The following is a 16,603-nucleotide window of genomic DNA, read 5'->3' on the forward strand; positions in this document are numbered from 1 at the left end:
GAGAAGAGGACATCTCACCATGCCAGGACCGCTCCTGAACGATCAGACCGCCGTGATCACCGGCGCCGCACAGGGAATCGGCTTCGCCATCGCGCAGCTCTTCGTCGACGAGTGCGCTCGCGTCGTGATCGGTGACGTCAATGCGGAAGCCGCCGACAAGGCAGCCGCACAACTCGGCGGCTCCGAGCGTGCGATCGGCGTGCGGTGCGATGTCACCGACAGCGACGACGTCGACGCGTTACTCGCCGCAGCCGCAGACGCTTTCGGCCCCGTCGACGTCATGGTGAACAATGCCGGGATCACTCGCGACGCCACCATGCGCACCATGACCGAAGACCAGTTCGACCAGGTCATCAACGTGCATCTGAAGGGCACCTGGAACGGCACGCGCAAAGCCGCGGCGATCATGCGCGAACGCAAGAGCGGCGCCATCGTCAACCTGTCGTCGCTGTCGGGCAAGGTCGGCATGGTCGGGCAGACCAACTACTCCGCGGCCAAGGCCGGCATCGTCGGGATGACCAAGGCCGCCGCGAAAGAGATGGCGCACCACGGGGTTCGAGTCAACGCCGTCGCGCCGGGCCTCATCCGCTCGGCCATGACCGAAGCCATGCCACAGAAGGCATGGGATCAGAAGATGGCCGAGATCCCGATGGGACGCGCGGGCGAGGTCAGCGAAGTCGCCACTGTGGCACTGTTTCTCGCGAGCCACCTCTCGTCGTATATGACCGGCACCGTCATGGAGGTCACCGGCGGGCGGTTCATGTGACCACCGGGCGCAGTCAGGTGTCTCGTCCGCTGGCAGGCGTTCGCGTCGTCGAGGTGTCGAGCTTCGTCGCATCGCCCCTGTGCGGCTTGACACTTGCGCAACTCGGCGCCGAGGTGATCCGGGTCGATCCGACCGGCGGTGCCGCCGACGTCCACCGCTGGCCGCTGACCGATGACGGCACCACCTCCATCTACTGGACCGGCCTCAACCGCGGCAAGAAGTCGATCACCGCCGACCTGCGATCACCCGACGGCCAGGAGTTGATTCGACGACTCGTCGTCGAATCAGGTTGTGGCGGTGGGATTCTGGTGACCAATGCGGCAGGCCGGGACTGGATGAGCCACGAGACGCTGGCAGCGCTGCGCAGCGACGTGATCACCGTGGAGCTGTGCGGACTTTCCGACGGCTCCCCCGCAGTCGACTACACGGTCAACGCGGGCATCGGCTTTCCGATGATCACCGGTCCGCTCGATCATGCGGGTCCGGTCAACCATGTACTCCCCGCGTGGGATGTGATCTGCGGACTCTATGCCGCCGTGTCACTCACCGCCGCGGTACGCAAACGCGAACACAGCGGCGACGGTAGCCGTATTCGGCTGGCGCTCGAGGACACCGCGTTGTCGATCGCCGGAACGCTTGGCTATCTGACCGAACCGCAGGTGAATTCGACGTCGCGGCCCGCCACGGGGAACGACGTCTACGGGACGTACGGCACCGACGTCACGACCGCGGACGGAGATCGATTCATGATCGTCGCCCTCACCGCACGCCACTTTCGCGACCTGGTGCGCATCACCGGAACCGACGGCGTCGTCGGCGCACTCGAACGCTCACTCGACGTCGACTTCACCACCGAGGCCGACCGCTTCACCCATCGCGACGTGTTGAACGCGCTGTTCCGCACGTGGTTTGCCAACCAGCCGACCGAGAGAGTCGCCGAGCTCCTCGAGGAGTCGTCGGTGCTCGCACAGCGCTACCGAACATTCGACGAGGTGGTGGCGTCCGGCGCGCTCGCGGCGAACCCACTGTTCACCGATCTCGACCAGCCCGGCGTCGGCACCTACCTCGCCGCGGGACTACCTGCAGGCTTCGACGGCGAACACTTCGCGGCAGGGCCCGCGCCAACACTCGGCGCCGACACGCCCACGTGGGCCGACGACCCCGACACCCCGTGACGCCGACAACCCCGTGACACCACCGACGACGTCTCCGGAATAACACCGCACCTCGGCAGGTTGACTGAACCAGTTGCTCAGATTTGAGCAAACAGCCGACCAGGAGGTTCCGATGCCCGCCATCACCGCCGACACCACAACACTGCCCCGCCTCACCGCGCCGGCACTCGAGGCAACCGAACGACCCGTGAAGTCACTGACCCGTGGCCCACGCGGATACGAGGGCGAAGGGTTTCCCGTGGTCAGAGCCTTCGCAGGCGTTCCGGCAGCGGTCCTCGACCCATTCATCCACATGGATCAGATGGGCGAGGTCGACTACGAGCCGGGCGAACCGAAGGGCACCGACTGGCATCCGCACCGCGGCTTCGAGACCGTCACCTACATCATCGACGGCCGCTTCCAGCACCAGGACTCCACCGGTGGCGGCGGGTTGATCGAGAACGGCGCCACGCAGTGGATGACTGCCGGTGCCGGCATCCTGCACATCGAGACCCCACCGGCCGAGTTGGTCGAGTCCGGCGGCCTGTTCCACGGCATCCAGCTCTGGGTGAACCTGCCGGCCAAGGACAAGTTCCTCACACCGCGCTACCAGAACCTCGAAGCCGGGAACGTCGCGCTCGTCGCCTCGCCCGACGGTGGCGCACTCGTCCGCATCATCGCCGGTGAGCTCGACGGCCACGCCGGGCCGGGTGCCACACACACGCCGATCACGGTGGCGCACGCGACCGTCGCGCCGGGTGCATCCGTGTCGGTGCCGTGGCGTGAGGACTTCAACGCCCTCGCCTACGTCCTGTCCGGACGTGGCACCGTCGGCCCAGATGCGCGTCCGATCGAGCAGGGTCAACTCGCCGTATTCGGCAAGGGTGACCGTCTGACTGTCGCCGCCGATGCCGGACAGGACAGCAACCGCCCCGCCCTCGAGGTCCTCCTTCTCGGCGGGCAACCGATTCGCGAACCCGTCGCACACTACGGTCCGTTCGTGATGAACACCCGCGAGCAACTGATCGAAGCCATCGAAGACTTCCAGGCCGGTCGTCTCGGCGTCATTCCGCCGGATGCGATCATGCCGCACACCAGCACTCGATGACCGCCAACCCCTCGATCCAGAAGGTCGCCGCGTCGAAATCCCAGGCGTGGCGGCTCTTCATCGAGACCAGCGCCCGACTCCAGACCACGCTCGACGACGAACTCCGTGCTCACTGCCGAATGTCGTTGGCGGACTATCACGTTCTGTTGATCCTCCACGAATGCCCCGGTGGCCGTGCACGAATGCGCGACCTCTCCCACCGCATGGTGTTCTCGACGTCGCGTCTGTCCTACCAGATCGACGCGATGGTCCGACGCGGCTGGCTTCGTCGCGAGGCGGCCCCGGAGGACAAACGCGGCAGCTACGCGGTACTGACCGACGACGGACGCACGGCGTTCGCGGCGGCGGCACGCGACCACGGTGCGGCCGTCGACAGGTTGTTCACCTCCGCGCTGTCGGATTCCGAGGCAAGCGGACTCGCCGACCTCATGGAGACACTGACCAGTCACCTCGACGCCGAAACTCCCCTCACCCCAAGCACATCCGCGAACCGAGCGAAATGACGACATCATGACCGACACGCAGACCCCACAGATCACCGACGTCGCCCGCTGCCGCCTCATCCGCGCAGCCGACCGCCACATGTGGAACGACGAGGCCATCGACTCGCGGCAATCCTTTCCTGCCACGGGCAGTTTCGACCTGGCGGCCAACGCGCACGGAATGCTGCTGGTCCACAACGACGACATCGTCGACGCGGGCGCAGGCTTCGACACCCATCAGCATCGCGACGCAGAGATCGTCACGTGGGTCGTCGAAGGCGCTCTGCACCACAGAGACTCGCAGGGTAGCGAAGGTGTTCTCACACCCGGCGTCGTGCAGAGCATGTCTGCCGGATCGGGAATCCGGCATTCCGAACGCAACGCGTCGACGCGCGCCGAGAACCAGCGGCTGCGCGTCGTGCAGATGTGGATCGCACCCGAGTATTCGGGCGGCACACCGAGTTACGCGGAAGCGAGCGTCAACGAGGCGCTAGCCGACGGCGGGCTGGTCACCATCGTGTCGGGACTCGACCGCGACGCGGGCGGGCAGGCGTTGTCGGTCGGCAACAGCTACGTCGCGCTGCATGCGGCGCGCCTACTCCCCGACCGCCCGGTCACCCTGCCGTCTGCACCGTTCGGGCACCTGTTCGTGGTCTCCGGCACCGTCACGGTGTCGGGCCTGCCGAGCGACGAGACAGCCGACGACCACCTCACGCTCGATGAGGGCGACGCGCTGCGTACCGCGGGCACCGCCGCACTGACCGTCGCCGCAGACGCGCCGGCCGAGATCCTCTTCTGGGAAATGCACACGTCGTTCGACGCCGCGCGCGCCTGACCGCTCGACGAACGCGATCAGAGTTGTGGCGCAACCGCTGTGGAGATCAGCTCGAGATGCTCGAGATCGTCAAGGTCGAGCATCTGCAGATACAACCTGGTGACTCCGATGGCCCGGTAGGACTCGATCTTCTCGACGACCTGATCGGGCGTACCAGCGAGTCCGTTCTCCCGGAGCTCGCCGACCTCGCGCCCGATTGCGTCGGCACGTCGTGTGACGTCTGCATCGCTTTTGCCCACGCAGATCGTCAACGCTGCCGAATACGTGAGTTCGTCGGGTCCGCGACCCGCCGCCGTGCACGCATCGCGCACGACGTCGAATTGCGCTGCGACGACGTCGGTCTTCGCGAACGGCACGTTGAACTCGTCGGCAAACCGCGCGGCCAACGCGGGGGTGCGCTTCTTACCCATGCCGCCGATGATGATCGGGGGCCGCGGTGACTGCACCGGCTTGGGCAACGCGGGTGAGTTGGTTACCTGAAAGTGCTTGGCGCGGTAGTCGAAGAGATCGCCGGCGGGCGTCGACCAGAGCCCGGTGATGATCTCGAGGTTCTCGGTCAGCTTCTCGAAGCGTTCTCCGAGCGGTGGGAACGGGATCGCGTACGCCTCATGCTCCTCGGCGAACCATCCTGCGCCGAGTCCGAATTCGATTCGGCCACCGCTCATCTCATCGGCCTGCGCAACCTGGATCGCGAGCTGACCGGGATGGCGGAACGTCGCCGACGTCACCAGGGTGCCGAGACGGATCGTCGAGGTCTCCCGACCGAGCGCCGCCAACGTGAGCCACGCATCGGTCGGCCCCGGGAGCCCCTCGGTGTTCATCGCCAGGTAGTGATCGGATCGGAAGAATGCTCCGTAGCCGAGGTCTTCGCTCGCCCGCGCGACGCGCAGGAGCGTCTCGTACGTGGCACCCTGCTGAGGTTCGGTGAAGATTCGCAATTCCATGGAATTCAACCTACGCGTCGCGAACTCGGGTCTGTCCGGCGTGCCGTCCTCTCTGGGGACGCGTCACGCCTCCGGCGTGATCTGGCCCGCGGGCACCAGCGACGGCTCGTCGACGGTCGAGAGGGTGAGGACGGCCTCGACGATCGCGTCCTGCGTCTCGATCTGCGCTTCAAGCCTTCGCAACCGGAATGCGACGTCGTGCTCGGCGAGGTCGCCGGTGATGTCTACGGCTGCCACCAGGTAGAACTCCATCGGACCGACGTACTCCGCATGCAGATAGGTGACCCGATCGATGTCGGCCATGTCGAGCAGACGAACGAGGATGGCGTCGCGAATCGGCGCCATGGCCTCCTGGCCGAGAAGAAACTCGCTGTTGCGTCGGATCAGGAAGATGGCGATGAAGCCCAACAGCAGACCGACGAGGATCGATCCGAGCGCATCCCAGACTGCGTTGCCGGTGATCTGATGCAGCGCCATGCCCGCAGCAGCGATCGCGAGTCCGACGAGTGCCGCGGAGTCCTCGGCGAACACTGCTCGCAGAGTGGTGTTCGACGTCCGGCTGACAAATCGAAGCGGGTGCATCGACATCCGACGTCCGCCCGCCTTGGCTTGGCGCACCGACTGTATGAACGAAATACCCTCCAGCACAGCGGAGATCGCGAGCACGATGTAGCCGACGAGATAGTTGGTGTCTTCTTCCGGGTGTACCAGCGCGGTGATGCCGTTGACCACCGACACGGCAGCGCCGACTGCGAACAGTCCGAACGCCGCGAACATCGACCAGATGTAGGTTTCCCTGCCGTGCCCGAACGGGTGACTCCTTGTCCTGCCACGGTTTCCGCGGCGCTCGGCGATGAGCAGAAAGATCTCGTTTCCCGAGTCCGCCCAGGAGTGCATGGCTTCAGCCGTCATCGATGCCGATCCCGTGACGATCGCAGCAATCGTCTTGGCAATGGCGACCGCAACATTGGCGACGAATGCGATGACGACCGTCGTCATCGAATCCTGATCGTTGATAGGGGTGACGAGTTGCTCATCGGTCCGCGGCGCATCCGTGTCAGCCATGATCCGATCGTCTCACGGCATGCGTTTGCCGACACTCGATCCGGACACGCCCTCGCCGAGAAATGACCGCGCGGCGCACCCAGCCGAAGGTGCACCGCGCGGTCGTCGAATCCAGACTCGGGTGAGAGGTTATCCGAGGCTGAAGGGCTTTCCGTAGAACGTCACGATCTGTTCTGCGTTGGGTGTGTTCACATACACGTCGGCAAACGAGCGAGCCTGCGCATAGCCCGCGCAGCCGTTGATCCCGATCTGCTCGTCGGTATAGCTGAGCTTCGCGTGGTTGGTGGCCTTGTACCCGACCTTGTTGCTCAGCTTCTGGTTGCCGAAGTCGTCGGCGGACTCGACAGTGTTCACGTAATAGGCGACCGCCTGGCCCGGACCGACCGACAGCGAGGTTCCGGCGCCGGCCGTTGCCGAACTGATTGCGGGCGGACTGTCGATATTCGGACCCGGTTTGCCGGATGCGGCACCGTTGCCGCTACCAGTGACACCGGAGATGTTGACCTGGCAGCCGACGATGTAACCCGCCCTGATCTTGATGTTCTTGGCGTCTTTGCTGGTCTTGACAGCGTAGGTGGCCGACACCCATGCGTTGCGGTGTAGCGGGGTTCCGCCGAGGGACGGGTTGATGTTTGCCCTCTCGTTACTCCTCGTCACCGACACGACGGTGCCGTCGCCCAGGGTCTGCTGGTCGGTCTGTGACGGGAGCGCGACGTGGACGTCCGCGTGTGCGATGGCCGGTGCCATCAGTGCGGCGACGGTTGTCAATGCCGCGGGCGCGCCGATCGTGACGAGCCGCTTCAAGCTGATATTCATTTCTTCCTCGTATGTCGTCAGTCGTTCAGGGAGGTGTCAGCCGATGGAGAAGGGCTTGCCATAGAGATTGATCTTCTGATGATCGCTACCTGTGGTCTCCACGACCACGTACGAGCGAGCCTGCGCGTAGCCTGCGCAGTTGTTGATGTTCAGCTGCGTGCGGTCCCAATTGAAGTAGTACGTGCCCTTTTTCTCGATGTCCTTGTAATCGAGCTGAGCAAACACCACCTGGCCGGGCGTCAGCGGAATGCTGAGACTGCCCGAACCCGATACCGCGCCGGCGCTGAGCAGGTTGAGTGTTCCGGTGGCACCGACCGTCATGGATCCGACGTTCACCTGGCAACCGACGATGTAGCCCACCGAGAGCGTCGCCGCGGCGCCGTCCGTCGACACGCCGCCGGTGCCCGGGTAGGTGGCCTCGCCGTTCGAACCGACGCCGTTGTTCGGTCCCGCCTTGGAGTCCTTCAGGCCTGGTGCCTTGAGAACAACGCTTCCGCTCACCCACGCGGTGCGGCCAAGGCCATTCGCCGCAAGAGACGGCGAGATCTGTGCAGATTCAGAGGTGCGGGTCAGGGTCAGCCCGTCGCCGTTGGCCGTTCCTCCCGGCAAACGAACGAAGGCGTCGCCGTGTGCGGGAGCCGCGGCCAGGCCGACGGCGGTCGCGACGGCACCGATGGCCAGTGCGCCGACGGCACCCCGTCGCATCCGTGACTCGTTGGTGGTCATGTAGTCCCCTCAAGATGAATTCATTGCTCGGCTCGCTCGCTCCGCGCGCTGCGCCGGTCGTCGCCCCAGCGGCAACTCCGCGCGAACTGTACTGAGATGACGGAGAACAAAACGTGAACAAAGAGCAGCCACACGGCGGCGCGTTGACCAATTTGTGATCTTCGAATCCGTTGCACGACAGGATGTTTCGTTTTGCACCGTTTGCACTGCCAAATATCGGACATAAGCGACGCTTGCTGATCGTCCGCAAATGAGTACAGGCTTCGCGATACCAAATCGAGGTTCGTCCGGTTAGTGTTTGCGAGTGAGCTCCGACGTTTCCGACCACCGAATGCGGCAATGGCTGCTCTCCGATATCTCACCGGAGCCCGCAGGCCTCATGGGACCGCACCGCATTCCGAGCGAAGAATCGCACACACACCGGTGGTGGCAGGTGATGTGCCTGACCGGCGTCGACTATTTTTCGACGCTCGGCTACCAGCCGGGCATCGCTGCGCTCGCAGCGGGAACCGTCGCCCCTGTCGCGACATTGGTGCTGGTCGCACTGACGCTCTTCGGCGCGCTTCCCGTCTATCGCTACGTCGCAGCCAAATCGCCCAAGGGCGAGGGCTCTATCGCGATGCTCGAGCGACTGCTCCCCAAGTGGGGCGGAAAGATCTTCGTTCTCGTCCTCCTCGGCTTCGCGGCAACCGACTTCCTGATCACGATGACGTTGTCGGCCGCGGACGCGACTGCCCACTTCGTCGAGAATCCCCTTGTCCCACGCGGCTTCTCCAACCACACGGTCCTGATCACACTGATCCTGCTCGCGCTGCTCGCCGCGGTGTTCCTACGCGGCTTCACCGAGGCGATCACCATCGCTGTCGTCTTGGTCGTCGTGTATCTGAGTCTCAACGTTGTCGTGATCGCGACCGCGCTGTGGCACATCGTCGAAGCTCCACATCTCGTCATCGACTGGCAGTCGGCGATGTTCACCGAGCACGGCAATCCGTGGATGGTGGCAGCGATCGCCGTCCTCGTTTTTCCCAAGCTGGCGCTGGGATTGTCGGGCTTCGAGACGGGCGTCGCGGTCATGCCGCAGGTCGACGGCTCACCGGCCGATCCACCCGATCATCCGATCACCCGCATCCGTGGCACACGACGCCTCCTCACCACATCAGCACTGATCATGAGTGTCTTTCTCATCTCGAGCAGCCTGGTGTGCACCATCCTGATACCCGAGAACGAGTTCCAGCCCGGCGGCAAAGCCAACGGTCGTGCGCTCGCCTACCTCGGACACGACTACCTCGGCAGCGGTTTCGGCACCGTCTACGACATCAGCACCATCCTCATCCTCTGGTTCGCCGGGGCGTCGGCGATGGCCGGTCTGCTCAACCTGGTGCCGCGCTACCTGCCGCGCTACGGCATGGCTCCGGACTGGGCGCGCGCCACCCGCCCGCTGGTTGTCGTCTTCGCACTCATCGCCTTCGGCGTCACCATCTATTTCGACGCCAACGTCGACAAACAGGGCGGCGCATACGCCACCGGCGTGCTGGTTCTGATGACGTCCGCGGCCATCGCCGTCACGCTCTCGGTGCGCAAACGCAGGATCCGACGACTGACGCTGATGTTCACCACGATTTCGGTGATCTTCATCTACACCACCGTCGCGAATATCATCGAACGCCCCGAAGGTGTGCAGGTGGCGGCATTCTTCATCGCGGCGATCCTGATCGTGTCGTTTGCTTCCCGAATCAACCGATCGTTCGAATTGCGAAGTGGCATCATCACTTTCGACGAGACAGCACAACGCATCATCGACGAGGCAGCGGCCTCCGGGGAGATACAGATCGTCACCCACGACCCCGACGAACGGTCGCTGCACGAATACCACGACAAAGAACTGCAGCAACGCGCCGAAAGCCACATTCCCGACGCCGATCAGATCGTGTTCCTCGAAGTGAACGTGACCGACTCGTCGGAATTCGCCACCGACCTCCTGATTCACGGACGCTACCGCGAAGGTGGCTACCGGATCCTCTGGGTTGATTCGGCGGCGGTGCCCAATACGATCGCAGCCACGTTGTTGGCCATCCGCGAACGGACCGGAATCGTTCCCAACGTGTACTTCGAGTGGAGCGAGACCAACCCGCTGCTCAACCTCCTCCGGTTCTTGTTCATCGGCGAAGGCGAGGTGGCGGCTGTCACGCGAGAGGTCGTCCGACGAGCCGAGCCGGAGATCAGCCAACGGCCGGTCGTACACGTCGGCTGACTTCCCGACACCGGCATCCCAGGCCCCGCCCATGACGATTGTCATGGGCGAAACATGACATCTGCTCTGTGTGTGGACGCCCGCGCGGGGCGACTCTTGATGTCATGAACAACACGGACTCCTCCGCGATTCGCACATCGGCGCCGACACACACCGTGCCGGCACTCGTCATCGACGGCGTCACGAAGACCTTCCGCAGCGGCAACAGTTCTCAGGTCACCGCCGTCGACGACCTCAGCCTGACGATCCGCCAGGGCGAGGTCGTGGCCTTCCTCGGGCCGAACGGCGCAGGCAAGACCACGACGCTCGACATGGTTCTCGGCCTGACACAACCGGATTCGGGCACGGTCGAGGTCTATGGGTCGTCGGCCAGGAAGGCCGCGCGGACCGGTAGGGTCGCCGCGGTTCTGCAGAGCGGCGGTCTGCTCCCCGATTTCACGGTCGAAGAGACCATGCGCATCATCGCGGATCTGCACGGGCGCACGCGCGACGTCGAATCAGCAATGGCTCGCGCCGGCATCTCAGACATCGCCGGGCGCAAGGTTTCCCGGTGCTCGGGTGGCGAGCAGCAACGCCTCAAGTTCGCGTTGGCGATGCTGCCCGACCCCGACCTCATCGTGCTCGACGAGCCGACCGCCGGAATGGATGTGGAGTCACGACGCGCCTTCTGGTCGGCGATTCGTGCGGATGCCGGTGCCGGTCGCACCGTCGTCTTCGCCACTCACTACCTCGAAGAGGCCGACGACTTCGCCGACCGCATAGTGATGGTCTCGCACGGACGCGTCGTTGCCGACGGTTCGACCGCCGAGATCCGCAATGTCGCCAGCAGACGGGTGGTGTCGGCAATCGTCGACGACACCGGTATCGCCGCAGTGGGTACGGCCATTCCCGATCTCGAGGTGGTCGAGCGTCGAGGCGGACGAACCTATCTGTCCGCCAACGATTCCGATGCACTTGCGAGGTTTCTACTGACCGCGACCGACGCACGTGAACTCGAGGTCGCAACCCACAACCTCGAAGACGCCTTCATCGCGCTCACCACCGACTGACCACCACGACCCTCACAGCCGCCCAACCCCAGCACATCGAAAGGCTCGACCACCATGAACGTGCATGCTGCCGACGCACCGACGACGACCGGAGCGGACTCCCTTCGCGGGTTCTTCGCCTCACCCACCTATCTCCGTCTCGACATCCGTCGCGTCATGCGCAATCGCCGCGCGATGATCTTCACCGTCGCGATGCCCGCCCTGCTCTACCTGGTCTTCGGTGCAACCCAGAAGACAAGCGATGCAGTGGGATCCGGCAACGTCGCCTTCTACGTCCTCATCGGCATGGCCGTCTACGGGGCGATCCTGGCCGCAGCCACGAACGCCGCATCGGTCGCGATCGAACAGCAAGCCGGTTGGACCAGAACGCTCATGATGACGCCGCTACAACCCGCGGGCTACGTGGCGACGAAAATCGGTGTGGCCCTTGCGATGGGTGCACTGCCCATTGCGGTGCTCTGCATCGCGGGCATCGCCACCGGTGTGCGCGCACCCGCCGGCGCGTGGATCGCATGCCTGCTGCTCGGATGGATCGGCGCGTCGGTGTTCGCAGCGTTCGGCTTGGCGGTAGGCAGCCTGATGCGGTCCGACGGTGCGATGCAGGTGATGGGTGGCGTACTGGCACTCCTCGCCTTCGCAGGCAATGTCTTCGTCCCACTCAAGGGAACCATGCTGACCATCTCCCAGTTCACCCCGATGTTCGGGGTCGTGACTCTGGCCCGCTACCCCCTCGACCACGGGGTGACCGTCTACGGCACGCACATCGGACTCTGGGTCGCCATCGCCAATCTGGGCTTCTGGGCCGCAGTGTTCTCGATCGCCGCCGCGGTCTTCTACAGTCGCAGTACACAGCGCCAGTGAGTCAGCGGCCCAGTGAGTCAGCGGGCCAGTGAGTCAGCGGGCCAGTGAGCCAGTGAGCGACCGAACCGACGACGGAACAGCAGGAGAACATCGCCCATGACGGTCGAGAGTGCGTGATGGCACAGCGGTTGGGCCTCAAGGCTGGCGCGGTGGCACCCTGGCGCAATCTGCGCTGGGTGTTCACTGCTGTCTGGCTGATCTTTCTCGCCTACCCTATCGGCGCGGTGGCGACCTCCGATCACTCGCCCGCGACAAAGGCGATCGGATTCGCCCTCCTGACGCTGTTCGCACTGTCCTACCTGTGGGCCAGCGTGTACCTGCTCACCGGCCGGTCAGCGACCGATCTGCGCGGCGTGCCCTTGTTCGCGCTGCTCGCGCTCCTGATGGTGGGGTTACTGCCGATCATCGGCGAGAACGCCTTCGGTGCAGCGCCATTCCTGATGGTCGTCGCCGCCTTCTGCTTTCCGACACGGTGGGCGCTGATCTGCGTCGGCGCCGTCGTCGTTGCCTCGGTTGCCGTCCCCCGTCTCTTCGGGTGGCACACCGATGCCAGCATCGTGCTCGTCCTGCTGGCCGTGGGACTGACCATGCTCGGATTTCGAGCCGTCGCGGTGCGAGAGGGAGAGCGCGAACGCGAAGAGGAGCGTCGAAGAGAACTCGACGCACGGCTGGCCGTCGTCGCAGAACGCGAGCGTGTGGCGCGCGACGTCCATGACATCCTCGGCCACTCGCTCACGGTCATCAGTGTGAAAACCGAACTCGCACAGCGGCTCGTCGAACTCGATCCGGAACGCGCGCAACGAGAACTGGGCGAGATCAATCAGTTGACCCGCGATGCGCTCGCACAGGTGCGCACGACCGTCGGCCGCATGCGCACACCCGATCTGCCCGACACCATCGCGGGGGTCGACAGCGCGTTGCACGCGGCGGGCATCGCGGCCACGTTGCCCGAGCCGACCGTCGACACCGAACACGCCGAACTCTTCGCCTGGGTCCTGCGGGAAGCCGTCACCAATGTCGTCAGACACAGCGGCGCACAGCACTGCGAGGTGCTGATCGACGAATCGTCGATGTCTGTTCACGACGACGGTGCCGGCCTGGGCGACGCCGAGCACGGCAACGGGCTGCGTGGACTGCGCGAGCGCGTCGAATCTGCCGGCGGCACAGTACACTTCGACTCCGATCCGACGGGAACGACAGTGCGGGTACATATCTCATGACCGACTCGATCCGACTACTCCTCGCCGACGACCAGGCGCTCGTTCGGGGCGCGCTCGCCGCACTGCTCGACCTCGAACCCGATCTGGAGGTCGTCGCCCAGGTCGGACGGGGCGACGAGGTGGTCGACGCCGCCCGCGAATCCGGCGCGCAGGTCTGCCTCCTCGACATCGAAATGCCCGGAGCCGACGGCATCGAGGCCGCTGCCGCGATTCGGATACACCTCCCGGACGTGCGCTCGTTGATCGTCACGACGTTCGGCCGTCCGGGCTACCTCCGTCGCGCGATCGACGCGGGAGCGTCGGGATTCGTGGTGAAGGACACTCCCGCGGCCCAACTCGCCGATGCCGTCCGACGCGTACACGCGGGACTGCGCGTCGTCGATCCGACGCTCGCGACGGAAAGCCTTGCCAGTGGCGACAATCCGTTGACCTCGCGAGAAACAGACGTGCTGCGTGCCGCGCTGTCGGGCGCGACGGTGGCGACGATCGCAGCGCAGGTCCACCTGTCCGCGGGCACCGTGCGCAACCATCTGTCGTCGGCCATCGGAAAAACCGGTGCGAGCACACGCGGCGAGGCCGCGCATATCGCGCGCGATCGCGGCTGGATCTGACGTCTTCTGCGCGCAGAAACCTGCACCCCACGGGCCCCTCGCATGTACCGGTACGTACGGCGGCACCGAGAGGCGTCACTTTCTGCACGGCTGTTCCCATCCGCGGTCCACACCTGCTCCGAATCGCTGGTGCTCATCCACCGACACACTGACAAGCAAGGAGCTTCACATGCGGAATACAGCCCGAATCGCATTGGGTGCACTGGTCGCAACGGCAGGCGCGGGAGCGATCGCGTTCGCCGCAGCACCCGACGCTGCTGCCGCACCCACGATCTGTCCGGCCCTGCCAGGACAGAGTTCGACAATGCATGGCTGCACAGCGGATTCCGGCCCAACAGGACTGAGCCTGGCGGTCGTCGACAACGGCGGCACTGCGTCGTCCAAGGCAGACAACTACGCCGGTCCTGCGGCAATTGCGTTGGGTCCCAAGGCATCAGTGACGATGACCGGTATCAAACCGGGTCTCGCGATCGGCATCGCCGGACCGGGTGCCACCGTCGTCGTCGACGGCAAGAACGGACCCACCTGCACCGGCGGCACCTCGTTCGCAGGCGACTTCCAAACCTTCAAGGGCTGCTGGAAGCCCTGAGCCAGAACGTCTTTCACCCACCTGTGACCGCCTACGCCCGGCGGTGTCACAGGTGTAGTCCACGGAGATAGGCGGCCTGCCCGAGGTGTTTCGCGTCGTCGTCGACGATGCTGACCAATCGGACGCCGAGCGTGACGGGAGGATCCCACCGCTCGTCCACGATCCGGTCGAGGTCGGCGTCGTCGAGCGTCGTGAGGTAGGCGACCGATGCGTCGTGTGTGGCGTCGTAGTAGCCGAGCAACTGGCCGGGTTCGGCTACTACGCGTCGCGTCTGTTCGGGCGACTGCCCGTAGCCGGTGGCCTCCTTGTCGAACGGCAGGGCGAAACTCTCGTACCAGCCATCTCTGATCCAGACCTGGTCGAAGTCGGCGACATCGGCGATCTGCGCGTCCTGGACTCGGGTGAGGTGCCAGATCAGCCAGGCAATGGTGTTGGCTCCCGGTGCCACCGTGAGGCCCAGTCGCTCTTCGTCGATCCCGTCGAGGACACCGTGTACCCCGTCTTTGATGCGGCCCAATCCGTCGAGGAGAACTTCCGAGGCGTTCATGCCAACCATTCGTACCCCTTTGGCCCGCGGTGCGCACAAACCTGGCGTGACCCGACGTGAGGCCGGACGATCAGCCGAGTGTCTGACAGCCATCACGTTCCCGCCCCCAGCTCGCGGGCAAGCACGCCGCGACCCATCCGCTTCAACGCATTCGACATGAATTGCGTCGCCCACCAATCGCCGGGTCTGTGGCGTCACCCCGCGGATCGATCGTGGGACTACAACACACTCGACTACTGGGTCGAGTTGGCCCGGCTCCTGGAAACGGGCGGATTCGACGGCCTGTTCATCGCCGACGTACTAGGCACCTACGACGTCTACGCGGGCACAGACGAAGCCGCGATCAGGCAGGGCGCGCAGATTCCTGTCAACGACCCGCTGTTGCTGGTGTCGGCAATGGCTCACGCGACGGAGCACCTCGGCTTCGGGATCACCACGGGCACCGGATTCGAGCATCCGTATCCGTTCGCGCGCCGATTGTCGACGCTGGACCATCTCACCAAGGGCCGGATCGGCTGGAACGTGGTGACCGGCTATCTGCCGTCGGCAGCGCGCAACATGGGCGACGACGATCTTCTGGCGCACGACGACCGCTACGACCACGCCGACGAATACCTGACGGTGCTCTACAAGCTCTGGGAGGGCTCGTGGGAGCGCGACGCGGTACTCCGCGACCGCACCTCCGGGGTGTTCGCCGACCCGTCGAAAGTGCACCACGTCGGACACCGCGGTAAGCATTTCACCGTGCCGGGCATTCACCTGTCCGAGCCGTCACCACAGGGCTCGCCGGTCATCTACCAGGCGGGGGCCTCACCTCGCGGCCGACGCTTCGCCGCCCAGAACGCCGAAGCCATCTTCGTCGCGGCTCCCACCAAGCAGATCCTCCGCGACACCGTCGCCAAGATCCGCGACGAACTCGTCCTCGCAGGTCGCGATCCCTACGACGCACGGATCTACACGCTCCTGACGATCATCACCGACGCCACGCCGGAAGCCGCACGCGCCAAGGCGGCCGAGTATCAGCGACTCGCCAGCGACGAGGGATCACTGGTGTTCATGTCGGGCTGGATGGGCATCGACCTCGCGTCGTATGACCTCGACGAACCGATCGGCAACGTGGCGAGTAACGCGATCCAGTCGGCGGTGGCCGCATTCCAGCAGGCATCCGACACCGGCGAGCAGTGGCGGGTGCGCGACATCGCTGCGTGGGGTGGCATCGGCGGAATGGGTCCGGTGCTGATCGGGTCGGGAGACGAGGTCGCAGGGGCCCTTCTCGACTGGGCCGCCGACACCGACGTCGACGGCTTCAACCTCGCATATGCCGTGACGCCCGGCACCTTCTCCGACGTCATCACCCACGTGGTGCCCGCACTGGAGCGGCGAGGTGCCTACGAACGGGAGTACGTGCCGGGTACGTTGCGCAACAAGCTGTTCGGACGCGGCGACCTGCTTCCGGACAACCACCGCGGAGCGTCGTACCGCGTCGGCGGCAAGGGATCGACCATCGACGACTCGGTCCGTGACGTGGCGGCACGAGTCGACGCCGTCGGCGCCACACCGAGCTGACTCGCCGCCTATT

17 protein-coding genes are annotated in these 16,603 nt (G+C 65.1%); 12 read left to right on the forward strand and 5 right to left on the reverse strand.

Annotated elements, in window-relative coordinates; genetic code table 11:
- Positions 1–19 precede the first annotated feature (19 nt).
- From fabG to GOSPT_RS01540, 5 genes are all read left to right on the forward strand, one after another.
- On the forward strand, positions 20–766 hold the full coding sequence (gene fabG, locus GOSPT_RS01520) for a 3-oxoacyl-ACP reductase FabG (RefSeq protein WP_005202133.1): 747 nt from the start codon (positions 20–22) through the stop codon (positions 764–766).
- Positions 763–1,941 (forward strand): CoA transferase, encoded by a 1,179-nt coding sequence (locus tag GOSPT_RS01525; protein WP_005202135.1) that lies wholly within the window; start codon positions 763–765, stop codon positions 1,939–1,941. The genes fabG and GOSPT_RS01525 overlap by 4 nt, the downstream gene beginning before the upstream one ends.
- 112 nt (positions 1,942–2,053) lie before the next feature.
- Positions 2,054–3,028, forward strand: coding sequence for a pirin family protein (locus GOSPT_RS01530; protein ID WP_005202136.1), 975 nt, complete (start codon positions 2,054–2,056; stop codon positions 3,026–3,028).
- Positions 3,025–3,531, forward strand: a complete 507-nt coding sequence (locus tag GOSPT_RS01535) for a MarR family winged helix-turn-helix transcriptional regulator (RefSeq protein WP_005202137.1) — start codon at positions 3,025–3,027, stop codon at positions 3,529–3,531. Before GOSPT_RS01530 ends, GOSPT_RS01535 begins: the two co-directional genes overlap by 4 nt.
- A gap of 7 nt (positions 3,532–3,538) precedes the next feature.
- Entirely contained in the window at positions 3,539–4,345 is an 807-nt protein-coding gene (locus GOSPT_RS01540; protein ID WP_005202138.1) for a pirin family protein, read from the forward strand.
- A 17-nt stretch (positions 4,346–4,362) separates the two neighbouring features.
- Here the strand turns inward: GOSPT_RS01540 and GOSPT_RS01545 are convergent, their stop codons facing one another.
- From GOSPT_RS01545 to GOSPT_RS01560, 4 genes are all read right to left on the reverse strand, one after another.
- Positions 4,363–5,289 (reverse strand): LLM class F420-dependent oxidoreductase, encoded by a 927-nt coding sequence (locus tag GOSPT_RS01545; RefSeq protein WP_005202139.1) that lies wholly within the window; start codon positions 5,287–5,289, stop codon positions 4,363–4,365.
- Between the two features lie 63 nt (positions 5,290–5,352).
- Positions 5,353–6,354, reverse strand: coding sequence for a cation diffusion facilitator family transporter (locus tag GOSPT_RS01550; protein WP_005202140.1), 1,002 nt, complete (start codon positions 6,352–6,354; stop codon positions 5,353–5,355).
- A gap of 129 nt (positions 6,355–6,483) precedes the next feature.
- Positions 6,484–7,170 carry an MspA family porin gene (locus GOSPT_RS01555; RefSeq protein ID WP_005202141.1) on the reverse strand — a complete coding sequence of 229 codons (687 nt, stop codon included), beginning with the start codon at positions 7,168–7,170 and terminating at the stop codon, positions 6,484–6,486.
- Positions 7,171–7,206: 36 nt separating this feature from the next.
- Entirely contained in the window at positions 7,207–7,896 is a 690-nt protein-coding gene (locus GOSPT_RS01560) for an MspA family porin (RefSeq protein WP_005202142.1), read from the reverse strand.
- A 379-nt stretch (positions 7,897–8,275) separates the two neighbouring features.
- Between GOSPT_RS01560 and GOSPT_RS01565 the strand changes: the two genes are divergently transcribed.
- The 6 genes from GOSPT_RS01565 (at position 8,276) to GOSPT_RS01590 (ending at position 14,477) form a co-directional block, all read left to right on the forward strand.
- Positions 8,276–10,147 (forward strand): APC family permease, encoded by a 1,872-nt coding sequence (locus tag GOSPT_RS01565; protein WP_085941908.1) that lies wholly within the window; start codon positions 8,276–8,278, stop codon positions 10,145–10,147.
- A 104-nt stretch (positions 10,148–10,251) separates the two neighbouring features.
- Entirely contained in the window at positions 10,252–11,196 is a 945-nt protein-coding gene (locus tag GOSPT_RS01570; RefSeq protein ID WP_005202150.1) for an ABC transporter ATP-binding protein, read from the forward strand.
- A 54-nt stretch (positions 11,197–11,250) separates the two neighbouring features.
- Positions 11,251–12,057, forward strand: a complete 807-nt coding sequence (locus tag GOSPT_RS01575) for an ABC transporter permease (protein ID WP_005202152.1) — start codon at positions 11,251–11,253, stop codon at positions 12,055–12,057.
- Between the two features lie 116 nt (positions 12,058–12,173).
- Positions 12,174–13,277, forward strand: coding sequence for a sensor histidine kinase (locus tag GOSPT_RS01580; protein WP_051993717.1), 1,104 nt, complete (start codon positions 12,174–12,176; stop codon positions 13,275–13,277).
- Positions 13,274–13,888, forward strand: coding sequence for a response regulator transcription factor (locus GOSPT_RS01585; protein WP_005202155.1), 615 nt, complete (start codon positions 13,274–13,276; stop codon positions 13,886–13,888). Before GOSPT_RS01580 ends, GOSPT_RS01585 begins: the two co-directional genes overlap by 4 nt.
- A 169-nt stretch (positions 13,889–14,057) precedes the next feature.
- Entirely contained in the window at positions 14,058–14,477 is a 420-nt protein-coding gene (locus tag GOSPT_RS01590; RefSeq protein ID WP_005202156.1) for a DUF6764 family protein, read from the forward strand.
- 46 nt (positions 14,478–14,523) lie between these two features.
- Here the strand turns inward: GOSPT_RS01590 and GOSPT_RS01595 are convergent, their stop codons facing one another.
- Complete coding sequence (locus GOSPT_RS01595; RefSeq protein WP_039854255.1) at positions 14,524–15,024, reverse strand: mycothiol transferase; 501 nt, start codon at positions 15,022–15,024, stop codon at positions 14,524–14,526.
- 156 nt (positions 15,025–15,180) lie between these two features.
- Here GOSPT_RS01595 and GOSPT_RS01600 point away from each other — a divergent pair, with 156 nt between their 5' ends.
- A complete protein-coding gene (locus GOSPT_RS01600) occupies positions 15,181–16,590 on the forward strand; it encodes an LLM class flavin-dependent oxidoreductase (protein WP_005202159.1) in 1,410 nt (469 codons plus the stop codon).
- Positions 16,591–16,603: the final 13 nt, after the last annotated feature.

This window comes from Gordonia sputi NBRC 100414 (genome assembly GCF_000248055.1).
GTDB classification, from domain to species: Bacteria; Actinomycetota; Actinomycetes; order Mycobacteriales; family Mycobacteriaceae; genus Gordonia; species Gordonia sputi.